Here is a 16767-nt window from a genome sequence, read left to right on the forward strand (position 1 = left end):
GTTAAATCTCCTCGGCGTGCGACAGTAAATACTGTTCGGCTTCCTTAGACCAAATCCCGTGATGGCGTTCCAGAATAGCGCACAGCGCGGGATCGTCAATCTGGCTGAGGGCGGTTAACGGTAACGCTTTCCCGGTATAGACCAGCTTTTTACCGCCGCCCACTTTCGGCAACTCCAGCGTGGTTTCACCTGCGGCATTCAGCCCAAGAATGTGTGTGACCACTTTAGCGGCCTGCACTTTCTTCTCTTCTATCAGTTTGACCGCCGCGCGCATATCGTCGGTATTCCCGCCCGAGGTACCCACATAGTGCGTGAAGGCGTAATGCACGTCGTAGAAGTTGATCGGGGCGCTGAACTGCTTGTCCTGCGGGCCGGCAAAGAAATTCATGCAGCCGTCCGGGGCAAGGAGGGAAGAGGCCAGGGTAACCAGTTGTTCGTTCGGTACGAAAACAAAAATATCATCAAAGCCGTGGCCGCCGGTCAGCGCCATCAGCGTGTCGTACGCGGCATCCTGTGCGTGCAGGTAGTGGATAAGCGTCTGCGGTTCAGAAGGATAGTGTTGACGGGCATAGCTTAGCTTATCGTGATTAGTATCGGTCACCACCAGTAGCGCCGGATTGACTGGGCCGTGCAGCGCGTAGTCGATCGCCAGCAGCCCCATCGGTCCCGTCCCGCCGAGGATCAGTGTGCGGCCCTGCGGGCGGATCCCCATGTTGTGGTTATAGGTACCTTCCTGCAGGTGATAGTTGGCGTTGAACGCGCCGATCACGCAGGAGAGCGGTTCAACCAGCGATCCTTCAAAGTACGTTTCGCCTTCATAAGCCAGCAGACAGTCCTGTTCCATCACCACATTGGGGATCACGACGTGTGTGGCTTCACCGCCCACCCATGGGAAGGAGTAACCGGGGCAATCCGGGCGATCTGCCAATTGCAGATTCGCCTGAATCACGTAGCGCTGACCGGGTTGAAACTTGTGCTGCCACTTTTTCCCCACGGCAATAATATCGCCGCAGAACTCATGTCCGATGATGATCGGGTGGGTTGCCACATCGTCTGGTACCTTTTTATGATCCTCACCCAGGTTGGCCTCTTTCCAGGAGGAGAGGCACAGGCTGTCGGTGACCACGGTTGCCAGAATTTCATCGTCCTGCATCTGGGGAAGTTCGAACGTTTCCAGGCGCAGATCGCGTTTGCCATAAAGGCGCAGAGCTGTCGTTAACATATATTCCACCTCATGTTGAGCGATAGCCCCGGCTTACCGCCGGGGCGAAAAAATCAGGACAGGAAGCCCAGTGCGTTGCCGATAATCCCCAAACCAAACAGGGCAAAGATCAGCCAGACCGGGTTAATTTTCTTGTTGAGCAGACGTACCATCAGCATCGTCAGACCCAGCGCCAGCAGGCCGGGACAGAGCTGGTCGAGGATGTTCTGCACGGTCATCGTGACGGTACCGCCGTCCGCGCCAGGCGTTTGCGATACCACCAGTGGCACGTTGATGCTGGTCCACTTAGTAACCAGCACTCCCATCACAAACAGGCCGAGAATCGATGCGCCTTCGGTCAGTTTTTGCAGCAGATTGCCGCCCATATCGCTGACGATGTTGACTCCTTTATTGAAGCCAATTTGCAGGCCGTACCACTTCATCGCCAGACGGACCGCGTTGAAAATAAAGAAGAACAGCAGCGGGCCGAGAACATTGCCGGACAACGCCAGCGACGCGCCGAGCGCGGCGGTGATCGGCCGCAGCGTGCCCCAGACCAGCGGATCGCCGACGCCCGCCAGCGGCCCCATCAGACCGACTTTAATGCCGTTGATGGCGCCATCGTCAATCTCCGCCCCGTTCGCACGCGCCTCTTCCATGGCGGCGGTCACGCCAATCACCGGCCCGCACACCGCGGGGGTGGTATTGAAGAACACCAGATGACGTTTGAGTGCCGCTACCTGATCTTCTTTCAGTGGATACAGGCGCTTGATGGCGGGGATCATGTCGTAGCAAAAGCCCAGTCCATGAATACGTTCAAAGTTGAAAGACGCCTGCTGCAGGTTGGAGCGAACAAACATGCTAAACAGGTCAGATTTGGTCAGTTTTTTCTGTTCCATGATGGGCTCCGTTAGTCATCAAGCTGGTCAAGAGCGGTGGTGGAGAGGGTTTGAGACTGCGGTTCGGCTTTACGCCACTGCGGGTTCAACTGGATGTAGACCAGCGCAATAATCGCACCGACGCCGCCAAAGGCCAGCAGGCTCAGGTCGAGGTAACCACCGGCGATAAAACCGAGGAAGAAGAAGGGCATCAGGTATTTCACGCCCATCATGCGTAGCACCATGGCGTAACCGACCACCACGATAAAGCCACCGGCAATCTGCAGGCCGCGAGTAACGAATTCCGGGATGGCATTCAGCATATTGCTGACCATATCGGCACTGACAAACAGCGAGACAATTAACGCCGGGATGGCGACGCGCAGCGCCTGGACGCCCAGCGCCGAAACGTGGAGGATGTCGATGGTACGAAAACGCGCGTCTTCTGCGGCCTTATCCGCCGCATGCTGGAACACCACGGTGATGGTACGGGCAAAGACCGTCAGAACCTGGCCTGCTGCCGCCACCGGCAGTGCGATAGCGATACCGGTGGCGATGCTCTGCTGGCCGACGATCACCAGAATGGCGGAGATAATACTGGCGAGGGCGGAGTCCGGAGACTGCGCGGCACCGACGTTCATCCAGCCAAGCGCGATCAGCTCAAGCGTCCCTCCGAGCATCACCCCGGTTTTTAAATCACCGAGGATCAGACCGATAACCGTACAGGCAATGAGCGGGCGGTGAGTCTGAAATTCATCCAGCACGCTGCCCATTCCGGCAATACAGGAAAATATAAATATGGCGATAATTTGTAGAGTACTGATTTCCATAATGGGTTACCTTGAAGTGTAAATATCCCTGCCTGTTAAAGCATTTACACGCCGTCCTTCCGGCTGCCTCTTTGTTGGCAGAATTACTCGTCTCATCCATGAGACTTGCCCTTACGGACCGTCGCTTCGCAACCAGAATGACTATGTGTAATAAAACCAGGCGTTTTATTTATTCAGCGAACGACAGTTCTTTTATTTTTTCAAGAATATTAATGGAGGGATCGGAGGCGACCACGCGTAAATCCAGAGTTACGCCGAATTTATCCAGCTCACGAAACGCATTAATATCATCATCATCTAAGGATACGGCTTTGGTTAATTGTTTTTTACCTGGTCGCCAGGCCATGCCGCCTATATTTAAGGTGGCAATTTTCACTCCCTGCTTGACCATCGCCAGCGCGTCTTGTGGACGAGTAAATAAATAAAATACGGTTTCGTCCTGATATTGTGGGTTATGATAAACCGCGACGGCTTTTTCGATATTCACCACGTTGACCTTCATCCCCGGCGGGGCGGCCTGGCGTAATAATGTCCGGCGTACTTCATCATCATAAACCTCGTCATTACAGATAATAATCCGCTGGGCATTTGCCACCTTCGACCAGACGGTGGTGACCTGACCGTGGATCAGGCGGTCATCAATACGGGCAAGGGTAATATTCATCAGAAATCCTCTTCGGTCGTTTCCAGATGCTGCCAGACCACGCAGGTTTGTTGTGCAATGGTCGTCAGGTGTTCGCACAGTTCATCCACATTCATACTGCTCTGGTTATCAACCAGTTCCAGCGCCAGCGGCAGGGAAAGCCCGCTGATCACCCGGATGGCCGGGTTACGCATCGCAAGCGTTGCTGCGGCGTTCCACGGACTGCCGCACTGTAAATCGACGGCAATCAGCCATTCACTATTGGTGTGAGTGCTCACTAACTTTTCTAACTTTGCGGCGATGTCGCTGGCGTTCTCTCCGGGGATAAAGGCTACCGCCTCAACGTTGGCGTCACCGTAGACCATCTGCACCGATTCCAGCATGGCGCAGGCCAGATTGCCGTGAGCACAGAAGATTGCATTTACCATAACGCCTCCTCAGCCTCGCGTTTTTCCGCCCGCGATGTTAGTGGTTACTCCGGTAATATAGCTGGCACGTTCAGACAGAAGATAACAAACGAAATCAGCAACTTCGGTCAAACGTCCCGAGCGACCAATCGGAATCGCGTTCTTGCTGTAGCCTTCGCGCAGTTGATCAACGGTGATATTGCGGGTCCAGGCCAGCGCCTCTTCATATTCCGGCGTGCGCAGTCCGGTTTTTTCCAGGATCCCGGGAGCAATGCCGACCACGCGAATGCCGTGTTTGCCCAGCTCTTTTGACCAGGAACGGGTGAAGCTATTCAGCGCCGCCTTCGTTGCGGCATAGCAGCTCTGGCCTTCTGATCCTTCCAGCCCGCTTTCAGAAGAGACGTTGACGATAACGCCGTTACGCTGTTTCATCATCTGGCGCGCCACTGCCTGAGACATTAAAAACACGCCTTTCTGGTTGATATTGACCATTTTTTCAAACGCGGCTTCGTTTAATTCATACTTTCCTGCTGGCGCTTTTTCATCAACCAACAGGCGGGGAAAGTTAACGCCAGCGTTATTGACCAGACCGTCAATACGACCAAAGCGCTGGATGATTTCATCCACAGTGTGATTGACTTCTTTGGCGCTGGAAATATCTGTTGGCCAGAAGTGATAGCTGTTATTGCCTTCCTGTTTTGCATCGCCGCCGTGAATATCCGCCATCTGTACATTCGCGCCTTGTGCTAATAATTCTTCGACAATGGCTAAGCCAATTCCGGATGCGCCGCCGGTTACAATAATGACTTTGTCCTGTAGATTTAACCACGTTTGCATAATTAACTCCCAATTTCAGAGAAGGGGATCCTGCATAAAATAAATTACGTCAGGATCAAGTTGAATATATTTACTTCAACAACAATTCAGCGGTATGGCTGTTAGTGACTAAACCATTAATATATTTCCCGCGTAATGCGCCGAGAATACCGCTGAGCTTTTCTTCACCCATGGCGATACCGATGGAATAACGCGCCTGCTTTAATTTGTTGGTTTCGATGGAGAGCGTTTTTTCACTCATAGTGGTCTCCACCGTCACGCCGTTGATATCGTAAAAGCGCGAGCAAATGTCTCCGGCAACCTGACGGGCATGCAGGTCGTCACTCTCTTCGCTGCCATAAAAGGCATGCCAGTTTGCGCCGTCGCGAATGGCCGGAGAACCGATCCCCACCAGTGCAACATCGAGATTCTCCCAGTAGGCAGAAATCGACTTAAAGTGCTGGGACTGCATAATACCGTTGCGAATCAATGGGTTTTCCAGCAGTGCCGGAAAATCAGCCAAGTGTGATTCGCCTTTCAGCTTTGCCGCTGCGCCGTAGGTGAGCGTATTGACATGATAACGGCTCTCGAGCTTCCCGGACGGTCCGCCGATGATTGGCACGCAGATCAGCTGGCGTGACTGGCTGGCAGGCGACAACCCTTCGACCAGCGCACGCACCGCACGTCCCCAGGAAAAACCAATGATATCGCCGGGCTCCAGTAAACGTTCCAGCAACTGCGCGCCATGCACGCCCATCATTGCAAGTTGTTCCTCTTCCTGCTCGTTGTCGCAGGTGATCACCACCGCCTCTTTGAGGCCGAATCGTTGTTTGAGCTGCTGTTCCAGCCACAGGTTTTCGTTGTAGTCGTAGTTGATGGCAATAGTGACGATGCCCTGTTCGCGACCACGTTTCAGCAGACGGCTGATAGTCGTGCGATAAATCCCCAGTTCACGGGCGATCTGCGCTTGTGTCATATCCTGTTCATAATAGAGCTGCGCTATTTTTACGATCAGGCGGATATCATCACTGTTTTCCGTCATCATCTGTAGACTCCTGCACATTTGTGCAAATCACCAACCAACCTTCTTGATCCGATATAACCTGATAAGAGCAGGAGTTCAAAGCGATTTTCTCTTCTTTCCTCGTCCAGAACTGGCGATTAATGTTGCACATATGATGTGGCGGGTGATCGTTGTTGGCACAGATGTGCATACAATCCTAATAGCTTGATTCTGCTGATTTTCGTTCAACAAAATTGCACGTAAAGATCGGCGACACTTTTGTGTCAAAAGGTGTGACAGATCACAAATAGCGCAGTGGTCATTCTGCACGATTATTTTTTATCGCCAGCAAGGTAGGGTATATTCCGCATTCAAAGGAGAAATTATGCTGCCCGACTCATCATCCATTCGACTCAACAAATACATCAGTGAAAGCGGTATCTGCTCGCGTCGCGAAGCGGATCGCTTCATCGAGCAAGGGAACGTCTTCATCAATGGCAAACGCGCCACCATTGGTGACCAGGTGATGCCTGGCGACATCGTGAAGGTGAATGGTCGGTTGATTGAGCCGCGCGAAGCGGAAGATCTGGTCTTTATCGCGCTGAACAAACCGGTGGGGATCGTGAGCACCACTGAAGACAGCGAACGCGACAACATCGTTGATTTCGTTAACCACAGCAAACGTGTATTCCCGATTGGCCGTCTGGATAAAGACTCCCAGGGGCTGATCTTCCTGACCAACCACGGCGATCTGGTGAATAAGATCCTGCGTGCCGGTAACGATCACGAAAAAGAGTATCTGGTGACGGTCGACAAACCGGTCACGGATGAATTTATTCGTGGAATGGGGGCGGGCGTACCGATTCTCGGCACCGTTACCAAAAAATGCAAGGTGAAGAAAGAAGCGCCGTTTGTTTTCCGAATTACCCTGATTCAGGGGCTGAACCGGCAGATTCGCCGCATGTGCGAACATTTCGGTTATGAAGTGACGAAGCTTGAACGTACACGCATCATGAACGTGGGTCTCTCCGGCTTGCCGCTGGGTGAATGGCGTGATCTGACGGATGATGAGCTGATTACGCTGTTCAAGCTTATCGAAAACTCGTCTTCAGAAGCGAAACCAAAGACGAAAGCGAAGCCGAAAACGGCGGGAATCAAGCGCCCGGTGGTGAAAATCGAAAAGACGGCGGAGAAAGAGAAATCACGCCCGGCGGCAAACGGTAAACGCTTTACCTCGCCGGGGCGCAAGAAGAAAGGTCGTTAACGTCTGCCGCGCGTTGGCGTATTCGCGGACCAGGAAAAAGAGGCTTCCGCATCCGGTTTATAAGCCTGCTTTTTCTTCAACTGGCGGGCTTTTTTGGCCTCGGCTTCGCGCAAGACCATCAGCTTATCAATGTACTCTTTCTTCACGCTGTTGGTTTCTGCATTGGTCAACTGACGACCATGCGCGATACGGGCGCGATCCAGCAACGTTTTCAGTTCGCGCTGTTCGCGTTCGGTCATCTCTTTTTGGGTAATGCGGGGGAGTGCCATACGGGTGCCCTCTGTCTGCCTGGTGATTTCAGTGTACGGCAATACGCCGCGGGCGGATAGCGCTCAGTCAGCAATACGCAGTTTTCCTGCGAAATCCTGTTGTGTATAACCCGTTGTTTTAAAGCCTTTATCCGTGATGATGTAATCAATCTCTTTGAGCGTGGCGATACACATCACACCGTCCTGACCAAATTTAGTATGGTCGGCGAGGATCACCGATTTTTTACTCATCGCAATCATCGCTTTGGCAACGTAGGCCTCGTCAAAGCTCTTCACAAGTACCCCATGCTGTGACGAAATGCCGCCCGCACCGATAAAGCAAATATCGGCGTGAATCGCATTAATCTGCTGGCACACCGAGACGCCCAGATTGGCGCGGAAATGGTAATCGTATTCGCCACCTAAGACATAAACTCGCGCCTGGAGATTATGCTCTTTTATTTTATCGGCAATTAAGGCGGAATTGGTAATAACGGAAAAGGCGAGAGGGGGTAAGTGTTCGGCAAGAATAAGATTCGTGGTACATGAATCGATAAATAGCGTATCGCGCTCGCTGACCATTCCCGCGGCCACTTTGGCAATCGCCATTTTTTCTTCGCGATGTGCATCGATTCTTGCGCCAAATGCATCTTCCTGAACAACCTGTTTTTTGACCGCGCCACCGTGAATTTTGGTGAGTTGACCTTCAGACTCCAGTAAAGAAAGATCGCGGCGAATGGTTTCCGAGGTCACATTCAGCGTTTCGGATAATTTAATAACGGTCACTTCACCGAATTTGTTTAATTCATCAAGAATATGTTTTCTTCTTTTAATCGGGTTCATTATTTTCCGCCAGGGTCGAACTTTGCCGCATGGTAACTGGATGCTCAAAGCAACGCAACCACTCCAGCGCACAGACGATACCCTCATCATCATTCGTGGTCGTCACATACCGGGCCTGACGTTTTACACTCTCTGGCGCGTTGCCCATCGCGATGCCGAACCCGGCAACGGTAAGCATGCTGATATCATTCTGCTGATCGCCAATGGCGGCAATCTCTGCCGGGGACGTGTTTAATTGTCGGGCGATTTCAGCGAGCGCGTAGCCTTTATTTATTTCGCCACGTTGAATATCGATATAATTCCCACCAGTGATTGTCGCCTTATAGTCATTGGGTAACTGGCGATTTATTTCCCGACAGAGATTTTCGATCCGGGCGTGTTCTGCAACCAGCGTAATTTTAAATATATCGTGACGCTCAACGATATTCCCTGGTGCGGCACTAATAAGTGGTAACTCAAATAAACTGGCTTCGTAGGTGGTCCACGGGACGATAAGACGATCGTAGCGATGATAAATCGCTTGCGCAGTAAAAAAATGGTGAGGATAACGGGACAGCGAAATATGTCGGTCAATCTCTCTGAGATCCATCCGGGTAAGGGCCGCAGAATGCAAAATGCGTTGCGACGTCAGTTCAAGGATCTGTCCTCCGTTGAAGCCCGCGCACCAGTCAAACAACGTCTCTACCTGCTGCTGCTGTAACAGGCGCGCCATTGAGGAGACCGGTCTGGCGGAACAGGCGGCCAGCAGACCGCCGCGCTGGCGAAATTCAGCCAGCGCCTGACGTGTGCGTGGCGTGATTGTCTTATGCGACGTCAGCAATGTTCCATCCAGATCGGTAACCAGTAGCATTATTGTTCTCTGTCGTCAGGCATGGGCGATAAATGGCGTTACGGCCTCTTTGGCGGCGTTGCAAACCATATTGTCGATTGCTGTGCCGACGACCAGAATATTGACCCCGGTGTCCTTAAACGCTTTGGCATTGGCGAGGTTAATGCCTCCCTCCGCCAGTGTCGGGACATCCACCGCGCCAACCAGCGCCCGAAGACGGTCTTTAATCATCTGCGGGATATCGCCTGCCGCCACGCCTTCATAGCTCATGCCGGTCATCAAGCCGATCATATCGACGCCAATCTCCTGCATGCGCTTCGCTACGCTGGCGACCTCTTCCGGGGTGCGTGCCGGAATGCCGAAGGTATGCAGGTCATCCGGGTGACCAATGTAGGCATCGACGGTTAGCCCATACTGATGGGCGAGGTTGACGATGTCCTGTAGGTCGTCCCAGTCAGATTTATGGGTATGCAAACCGTCGGCCCCGGCGCGGGCAATTTCCAGAATCTCCGTTTCAGTGAGCGGGACGGGCAGCGTTTCGGTAAATCCGCCCGCAATGCCTACGGTGATGAAGATGTCGTCCGGCACCACATTACGTACGCCGTGTACCGCTTCAGCCATCTGACCGTTGGTGATTTCGTGACGGATTTGCTCCGCCGCGTGCATGTTGCTCACCCCTTTGTGACCGCGCGCCAGCGCCAGCGCAGGATGGTTCGGCTCCAGTAGTTTCACGCCAGCCTCGCAGACCGCTTTTGCCAGGCGCGCATCGTCGCCGGTGATCCCCGTGCTGAGGATGGTTTGCCCGCCGTGCAGCGCGATGGCATCTTTCACTTTCTGTAACGCTTTGGCGCGTTTTTTATTCATATCGCCTTTAAACATGGTGTACCTCTGGTGTTGGTGCATTTATTAACGGACAGACGTTACCGATTCACTCTGAACGACAGCCTTAAAACGGTTCGCTACGATGGTGGTGATACAGGTCATGATCATCACAGTGGCCATCACGATCGCCATCTGTAGCGCATTGCTGGATAAGAATGGTGAGGCGAACGCCGGAACGTAAGCCACTCCTTTGACGTTAAAAAAGCCGAGCATCATGCCGCCCATTCCCGCCCAGAAAATGGCGGAACCAAAGACGATTTTGTTGGCGAACATGAAGGGGTAGGCGGATTCCACGAAGGTCCCGAAGCCCAGGTTGATAAGCAGACCCGGAGTAGCAACGGCCGCTTCACTTTTTTCACGTGGCGCGATGACGTTAGCCAGGTTGATGCCGGCAGCGACCATCACCAGACCAACCATGTCCACGGCACCGAGGAAGCTGACGCCGGATTTTTCCATCTCCAGTAGAACCAGCGGCAGGATGACCGCGTGATAGACGCCGCCCAGAATAGCAGGCCAGATCACCAGACCGGCCAGCAGCCCGGCAAGAATGGGACTGAATGCCAGCGTGCTTTCGATAGCCAGTTTGATGTAGTTACCTGCGGAGAGCGCCAGCGGGCTTAGTAGGTAGTGCATGATCAAACCGGCAGCCAGACCCGAAATCCCGCCAGCGACGATGTTGACGGTGGTCATCGGGAAGCGCCAGTTCAGGCACAGTTCAAACAACCAACGCACAAAAATCCCGGCCATCAGACCGCCGATGATCCCTCCGATCAGGCCACCTTCAACGGAAAGCACCCCGGCGACGACCCCGGCCACAATAGAGACTTCATCGAGTTCGGAAATTTGTTTTGCCGCCAGCACAGCAACCAGCACCGGCAGGCCTTTCAGCAGGATTTCAAAGATATCGTTGAGTTTTTCCAGTCCCGGAATGTGGCTCAGGGCGAGAACGATCGCCATCGCGATAAAGCCCGGCAGTGCAGGGATCATGATGCTGCGGATGTTAAAACGCTTAAGCAGACTCTTTCCGGAACCGCCTTGTGCAGGTGATGCGCTGCCCAATTGAGGCTTGTACTTAATGCCCCAGTATTTACACAGCGAGGCGACGAAGGAGACCGCGCGGGTACGGCTGGTAGTGCCGGTAGTGCCTGAGGTTGCGACGACATTGGCGCCCTTTGCGGCGACCAGTGCCATCGAGGTGCCGCCGGTGCCAACGATAGGGGTTTTCATCTCCACGGCGGCATCAAAAACGGCCTGGTTGGCTTTTGCCGGATCGGCGCTCATCACCACGATCCCGTCGATCTCGCCGCTGCGGATCATCCCGGCTATCTGACGATCGCTCTCAACGACGGAGGCATTCACCTCAGAGAGTTTTCCCTGAAAGATGCGCTGTGGTTTTGTGTTGTTTTCTGTGGTTAAGGCATAGACGGCTGCGGGGGTGTCAGGTTTGGCGACATCCATTGACGCCTCGGCTGCAATGAACTGTACCGCAGCGACAGTGACACCCGCGGCGTCGCACTGCTGATAAATCTCCTGGAGTAACTTCTCTGGCTCAGCGCCACCCAGGTTGTAGAGGTTGCCTCCACTGCTTCCAATAATCGCAATTTTTTTCATAGCGGCCTCAAAGGTAGGGTAAAGGGTTATCTGTGTTGTAGTAGAATCATATTCCCAATCAAAACAAAATAAAGCAACATGAAAAAATGGAGATTAAAGAATGATGCAATGAAGAAATTTATATAATCACATGAAAGTAAAGTGATTTTTATTATTTTTGTTTTGTGTTGTTGTTTGTTGTTTTGTGATGAGGTTCAAATACTGCCACTGGGAGTGAGGCACAGGGAGAAGGAATAACACGGAAAGCGCCTCGCAGATTACGTTTTCCTTATGTGACGACACGTCTTGTCTGAATTAGTTTACCCGCGCAGAGATGATGCGCTTATGTTTTTACTCATCAGGCGCGTATAAAATTTTATACAAGGATGTGGTATGCTACTCAATAAGCGGGTACGTAACTCTGTCACCTGGATCGGGAATTCTTTCGAAGACTTGCGCGCTTTCCCGCCTGAGGTACGTAAAAATGCAGGGTATCAACTACATCGCGTCCAGATGGGATTAGAAGCTGCTGACTGGAAACCGATGCCGGAAATTGGACATGGCGTTGAAGAGATCCGCTTGCGACATGAATCTGGAGCGTATCGGATTATCTATCTTGCCCGCGTTGAAGATGCTGTCTATGTGCTGCACTGTTTTAGTAAGAAAACGCAGCGGACTTCCAGGCTGGATAAACACATTGCGCAGGTTCGCTTTCAGGCGGTCTGGCAGGAACACAGGAGTCGTCAATGAGTCACGTAGTGGATACTAAAATTCGTCATGTCACTTCTGCACAAGCCAATATTTTCTCTGAATTAGGCTTTGATGACGCTGAAGCAAAACAACTTCAGCAAGATGCAGAACGTGAAGTGGAGCAACTCATCCAACTCAAGCAACAGCTTATGCAGGAGATCGCTGTCTGGATTGACGAAAAGCACATGAAACAGTCAGAGGCTGCGGTGAGGTTAAATATCTCGCGACCACGGGTTTCCGATGTTGTTAACCAGAAAACGAATAAATTCACCCTGGATGCCCTGGTCATGATGCTGGCGAAGTTAGGGAAACCGGTGACTGTGCAGGTGGGTTAGGCCCGGTTTGTTGCGATACCGGGCCTGTGCCTTTAACTCTCTTTCACCGTATTCCGTTGCTCATCAATCGGCTTACCGGACCAGTAGCCAGCCAGCAGGGAGCCGGAAAGGTTGTGCCAGACAGAGAACAGTGCGCCAGGCAATGCGGCGAGCGGGCCAAAGTAGATTTTACCCAGTGCCGCAGCGAGACCCGAGTTTTGCATCCCAACCTCGATCGCCAGCGTGCGGCAGGTTGACTCGTCAAAACCAAACAGACGGCCGCCCCAGTAGCCGCCGAGCAGACCGATGGTGTTGTGCAGGATCACCGCGATAATCACCACGAAGCCGACGGACGCGATATGCGCAGCGGAACCCGCAACCACCGCACTGATAATCGCCAGAATGCAAACCATCGAAAACGCGGGCAGGTAAGGTTCAACTACCTTCACTACGCGCGGGAACAGGTGGTGGATCACCAGGCCCATGGCAATTGGGATCACTACAATCTGTAAAATACTGAGTAGCATGCCCATCACATCCACCTGAATATGCGCATCGACATACAAACGTGTTAGCAGCGGCGTAGCGACCACGCCCACCAGCGTGGAAACCGATGAGATTGTCACCGAGAGCGCAACATCGCCTTTCGCCAGATAGATCATGACGTTAGATGCTGTGCCGCTGGCAACGCTGCCAACCAACACCATACCGGCTGAGAGTTCCGGTGGCATATTAAATGCCATCGCCAGTATCCAGGCCGCCAGTGGCATCACCAGATAATGCAGAAAGATCCCTGCGGCAACTGGCGCAGGACGCGAAAGCACGCGTTTAAAATCATCCACTTTCAGGTGGACGCCCATACCGAACATAATCAGCATCAACAATGTGGTCACCCACGGACCGACAGGCGTAAAGGTGGATGGCGTGTAATAGGCAATAACGGAGAGCAGCAGCGCCCATAACGGGAACAGCCTGGTGAGAGTGGCGAGCATGTTGTTTTCCTTGCACAAATGTTGTGTTTGCTTGTTATAAACAGGTCAGGATCGTGCCTGACCATAGTTATTTTTTATCGTGTGAAGGGATATTATTCAAACAAATTATGCTCATGTTCTGACTTTGAGATTTTCCCAGCTCAGGCCAAACCGTGTCAGGTACTTACGCAGTCGGTCGGCATCGTTGGGATTGGCTTTCTTTTGTCGGGAGATGGCGAAGAGTTCACGTCCGGCTTCGGACAACGATGCGCTGCGGCGACAGACCTCAAGCACGGTTTCCAGTTGGCGGCGGTCAAAGAGGTCAAGCTCCCTCTCCAGCTCCGGTTGCAACGTTGCCTCTCCCCAACTCTCCTGCAAAAGCGCAATCTCTTCGTCGACGAGGGCCAGCGTGATACGCCCTTGCTCGGCCAGCGTTGCCATTCGTGCGACGGAGGAGCTCAGCTCGCGGAAATTGCCACGCCACTGCGCCTGGGGTGAGCAGGCAAATGCCAGATAGCGTTCTCGCGCCTCTTTATCAAAACGAATCTGATTCTGTCGGCTGCGAGAGAAGCGTTGCAGCTCATACTCCACGTTAGGGGCGATGTCTTCACGCCGCTGTGCAAGGCCGGGCAGAGCAAAGCGCCACATGTTTATCCGTGCGTAGAGATCTTCGCGAAAACGCCCTTCGGCGACCCACTGCGGCATATCGCGATGGGTCCCGGCTATCAACTGGAAGTCACTGTGTACCTCTTTATCTGAGCCAAACGGGAAGAAGGTTTTTTCCTCGATCGCTTTCAACAGCATGGCCTGTTCATCCAGCCCCAGTTCCGCGATCTCATCCAGAAACAACACCCCGCCGTCGGCTTCGCGTAACAGCCCGGTTCGCGACGACAGAGCGCCCGTAAACGCGCCTTTTACATGACCAAACAGTGTCGACATGGCGTTATCGCCGCGCAACGTCGCGCAGTTCACTGCCACCAGTTTTCCGCCTACCAGATGGCGCGACTGGCGAAGCTGGAAAATCCGTTTGGCGAGGAAGGATTTCCCCGCGCCGGTGGGGCCGGTGAGCAGGATAGGATCGCCAGAGCGCAAGGCTACGCGCTCAATACGGTCAATCAGTTTGTTGAACGTGGCATTGCGCGTATCGATACCGGCTTTGAGAAAGGAAACGGACTGCTGCTGCTCACGCTGAAAGCGACTGGTGAGCGTGGCATAACGGCTTAAATCAAGATCGATCACCGAACAGGTGCCAGCGGCAACATCCTCTTGCGGCGCTCCCTTCGGCGCAGGTCCGGTTTGCAGCAGGCTGGCCGGCAGATAGCGGGCTTCCGTCAGCAGGAACCAGCAAATTTGCGCCACATGGGTGCCGGTGGTGATGTGTACCAGATACTCTTCATTCTCGGTATCGAAGGAGTAGTGAGTGGCAAAGTCGAGAAACGCGGCGTAGACCTCTTCAAAATCCCACGGATCGCTAATGGGGATAGCATGTGGGCGAACCTGAGTATGCGGGGAGAGCAGGTTGATATCCTCCTCCAGTTGCTTACACATTCCGGCGTCGCGTGGCTGGTGGATAAGCTCCAGCCGATCGACCGGGAAATCCGGCTGTTGACACAGTCCGACCGTGGGTCGCCATTTCTTGAGCCGGTTTGCCCGCTTGCCGCGTTTATCCAGCACCGTGCCCAGCACGCCAATCACCACCCGCCGCTTTTTCATGGTTTATCCCAAAAGATAAATATCGATATTGAAAGATAAAAAATACGGAAGGTATCTGCAATCACCATTATTGGCGATAAAAATTAATCCATTATTAATCAGATAATTAAAAATTAATTTTGTCTTTTTTTCGTTCTGGCACGCTTCTGGCAATAACACTCTCGTCAACACGTTGAAAGCGCAGGGGGTTAAACCCCGCCGGCACGTCAGGAACGGCAGCGGCTGTTTTCCGGAGGTGTTCCGTCAACCGATGACACCTGAACAATGGGTTCGATTCCCGATTCATTTTCCCAATGAAACTGGTTGTTAATCATAGAAATAAAAACGGGTACTGCGCAGTCAGCAGGCCCAAAAACAGGTTGCCGGTCACGATGCCGCGCCGCAGGCAAAAGGGAATTCCCCTGCAGCCTCGCCTCCACACCCGCACCTGACTTTGATAAGGAAAAGAGAAAAATGACGAAGAAAATCACTATCCGCAAAGGACAATTAGGCCTGTTAGCAAAAAACGGCGACTACTATCAGGTTCTGAAGGCAGGTGAACACCGTCTGCCGTGGTTCAATACGCCAGAGGTGCTGGTAGTTAATCTGGACGGCAGCGAAGTGCCGGAAGCGCTGGCGAATTATTTACGCCGCTTTCAGCCAGACTGGGTAACGCATTATACCCTGGCCGTTGATCTTAACGACAGCGAAGCGGGGGCGTTATACATGAACGAGGTGTTGCAGGAGATCCTGCCGCCGTCAACGCGCCGTTTGTACTGGCAGGCCGACGACGCCTTGAAACTGGTACGGATGGATACGCGTCAGGTTCAGGTGCCTGCAGAGGTCATGAATGCGGTTCTGCAACCGCGACGTAGCGGTACGGTAAAAGGTCGGGAAGCAATGCTTACCGTACAGGCTCCGGCCTGGCATGCGGGGGTATTGAAAATTGACGGCGAGACGCAGGCATTGCTGCCGCCGGGTCTGACGGCGTACTGGAAAGTAAATCATCTGGTTGACGCTGAAGTGGTAGATACCCGTTTGCAGGTACTGGAAGTGAGCGGTCAGGAAATTTTGACCAAAGATAAGGTCAACCTGCGCCTGAACCTGGCGGCGAACTGGCGTTACAGCGATGTGTTGCAGGCCTTTGCGCAGCTCACTAAACCGCTCGACCATCTGTACCGTGAACTGCAGTTTGCGCTACGTGAGGCCGTCGGGACGCGCACGCTCGATGAACTGCTGGAAGATAAGCAGGTGATTGATGACGTAGTCAGCGCACAGGTGAAAGACCGCATGGCGCCCTATGGCATCGACGTGGCCTCGCTGGGCGTGAAGGACATCGTGTTGCCGGGGGATATGAAGACGATACTGTCCCGTCTGGTTGAAGCGGAAAAATCGGCGCAGGCCAACGTGATCCGCCGTCGTGAAGAAACGGCTGCGACGCGCTCGTTGTTAAATACGGCAAAAGTGATGGAAAACAACCCGGTGGCACTGCGCTTAAAAGAGCTGGAAACGCTTGAAAGAGTGGCGGAGCGTATCGATAAAATCTCGGTATTCGTTGGCCTGGACCAGGTTCTGCACGGCTTAGTGAACATTAAAGGATAAGAAA

The 16767-nt window shown here is 53.1% G+C and carries 18 protein-coding genes; 4 read left to right on the plus strand and 14 right to left on the minus strand.

Going from position 1 to position 16767, the window contains the following annotated elements; all coding sequences use genetic code 11:
• Position 1: 1 nt before the first annotated feature.
• From sorE to KE671_RS00135, 7 genes are all read right to left on the minus strand, one after another.
• A complete protein-coding gene (gene sorE, locus KE671_RS00105) occupies positions 2 to 1222 on the minus strand; it encodes a zinc-binding dehydrogenase (protein WP_206161198.1) in 1221 nt (406 codons plus the stop codon).
• A 53-nt stretch (positions 1223 to 1275) separates the two neighbouring features.
• Positions 1276 to 2100: a PTS system mannose/fructose/sorbose family transporter subunit IID gene (locus KE671_RS00110; RefSeq protein WP_046493831.1), complete on the minus strand. Its 825-nt coding sequence runs from the start codon at positions 2098 to 2100 to the stop codon at positions 1276 to 1278.
• An 11-nt stretch (positions 2101 to 2111) separates the two neighbouring features.
• Positions 2112 to 2909 (minus strand): PTS mannose/fructose/sorbose transporter subunit IIC, encoded by a 798-nt coding sequence (locus KE671_RS00115; protein ID WP_206161199.1) that lies wholly within the window; start codon positions 2907 to 2909, stop codon positions 2112 to 2114.
• A gap of 169 nt (positions 2910 to 3078) precedes the next feature.
• A complete protein-coding gene (locus KE671_RS00120; RefSeq protein ID WP_206161200.1) occupies positions 3079 to 3573 on the minus strand; it encodes a mannose/fructose/sorbose PTS transporter subunit IIB in 495 nt (164 codons plus the stop codon).
• A complete protein-coding gene (locus KE671_RS00125; RefSeq protein ID WP_206161201.1) occupies positions 3573 to 3980 on the minus strand; it encodes a mannose/fructose/sorbose PTS transporter subunit IIA in 408 nt (135 codons plus the stop codon). The genes KE671_RS00120 and KE671_RS00125 overlap by 1 nt, the downstream gene beginning before the upstream one ends.
• Before the next feature lie 9 nt (positions 3981 to 3989).
• Positions 3990 to 4796, minus strand: coding sequence for an SDR family oxidoreductase (locus KE671_RS00130; protein WP_206161202.1), 807 nt, complete (start codon positions 4794 to 4796; stop codon positions 3990 to 3992).
• Between the two features lie 70 nt (positions 4797 to 4866).
• Positions 4867 to 5820, minus strand: coding sequence for a sugar-binding transcriptional regulator (locus KE671_RS00135; RefSeq protein WP_206161203.1), 954 nt, complete (start codon positions 5818 to 5820; stop codon positions 4867 to 4869).
• Positions 5821 to 6163: 343 nt separating this feature from the next.
• On the opposite strand from KE671_RS00135, the gene rluF reads away from it, so the two are divergent.
• A complete protein-coding gene (gene rluF / locus KE671_RS00140) occupies positions 6164 to 7042 on the plus strand; it encodes a 23S rRNA pseudouridine(2604) synthase RluF (RefSeq protein WP_206161204.1) in 879 nt (292 codons plus the stop codon).
• Here the strand turns inward: rluF and KE671_RS00145 are convergent.
• From KE671_RS00145 to KE671_RS00165, 5 genes are all read right to left on the minus strand, one after another.
• Positions 7039 to 7311 (minus strand): DUF3811 domain-containing protein, encoded by a 273-nt coding sequence (locus KE671_RS00145; protein WP_042321003.1) that lies wholly within the window; start codon positions 7309 to 7311, stop codon positions 7039 to 7041. The genes rluF and KE671_RS00145 overlap by 4 nt on opposite strands.
• A gap of 63 nt (positions 7312 to 7374) precedes the next feature.
• The gene (locus KE671_RS00150; protein ID WP_206161205.1) at positions 7375 to 8133 is read right to left on the minus strand and encodes a DeoR/GlpR family DNA-binding transcription regulator; all 759 of its coding nucleotides are present in this window, start codon (positions 8131 to 8133) and stop codon (positions 7375 to 7377) included.
• A complete protein-coding gene (locus tag KE671_RS00155; protein ID WP_206161206.1) occupies positions 8120 to 8983 on the minus strand; it encodes a Cof-type HAD-IIB family hydrolase in 864 nt (287 codons plus the stop codon). The genes KE671_RS00150 and KE671_RS00155 overlap by 14 nt, the downstream gene beginning before the upstream one ends.
• A 15-nt stretch (positions 8984 to 8998) precedes the next feature.
• On the minus strand, positions 8999 to 9841 hold the full coding sequence (locus KE671_RS00160; protein ID WP_102603271.1) for a histidine biosynthesis protein: 843 nt from the start codon (positions 9839 to 9841) through the stop codon (positions 8999 to 9001).
• A 27-nt stretch (positions 9842 to 9868) separates the two neighbouring features.
• Positions 9869 to 11455, minus strand: coding sequence for a PTS sugar transporter (locus tag KE671_RS00165; protein WP_206161207.1), 1587 nt, complete (start codon positions 11453 to 11455; stop codon positions 9869 to 9871).
• Positions 11456 to 11827: 372 nt separating this feature from the next.
• Between KE671_RS00165 and KE671_RS00170 the strand changes: the two genes are divergently transcribed.
• Positions 11828 to 12184, plus strand: coding sequence for a type II toxin-antitoxin system RelE/ParE family toxin (locus tag KE671_RS00170; protein ID WP_206161208.1), 357 nt, complete (start codon positions 11828 to 11830; stop codon positions 12182 to 12184).
• The gene (locus KE671_RS00175; RefSeq protein WP_206161209.1) at positions 12181 to 12519 is read left to right on the plus strand and encodes a helix-turn-helix domain-containing protein; all 339 of its coding nucleotides are present in this window, start codon (positions 12181 to 12183) and stop codon (positions 12517 to 12519) included. The genes KE671_RS00170 and KE671_RS00175 overlap by 4 nt, the downstream gene beginning before the upstream one ends.
• Before the next feature lie 32 nt (positions 12520 to 12551).
• Here KE671_RS00175 and panS read toward each other — a convergent pair whose 3' ends face one another.
• Together panS and rtcR are read right to left on the minus strand one after the other, a co-directional pair.
• Positions 12552 to 13490: a ketopantoate/pantoate/pantothenate transporter PanS gene (gene panS / locus KE671_RS00180; protein WP_206161210.1), complete on the minus strand. Its 939-nt coding sequence runs from the start codon at positions 13488 to 13490 to the stop codon at positions 12552 to 12554.
• 111 nt (positions 13491 to 13601) lie between these two features.
• Positions 13602 to 15182 (minus strand): RNA repair transcriptional activator RtcR, encoded by a 1581-nt coding sequence (gene rtcR, locus KE671_RS00185; protein WP_206161211.1) that lies wholly within the window; start codon positions 15180 to 15182, stop codon positions 13602 to 13604.
• Between the two features lie 453 nt (positions 15183 to 15635).
• Between rtcR and KE671_RS00190 the strand changes: the two genes are divergently transcribed.
• On the plus strand, positions 15636 to 16763 hold the full coding sequence (locus tag KE671_RS00190) for a slipin family protein (RefSeq protein ID WP_206161212.1): 1128 nt from the start codon (positions 15636 to 15638) through the stop codon (positions 16761 to 16763).
• Positions 16764 to 16767: the final 4 nt, after the last annotated feature.

Origin of the sequence: Citrobacter amalonaticus, from assembly GCF_018252635.1 — a bacterium.
Lineage (GTDB): Bacteria > Pseudomonadota > Gammaproteobacteria > Enterobacterales > Enterobacteriaceae > Citrobacter_A > Citrobacter_A amalonaticus_E.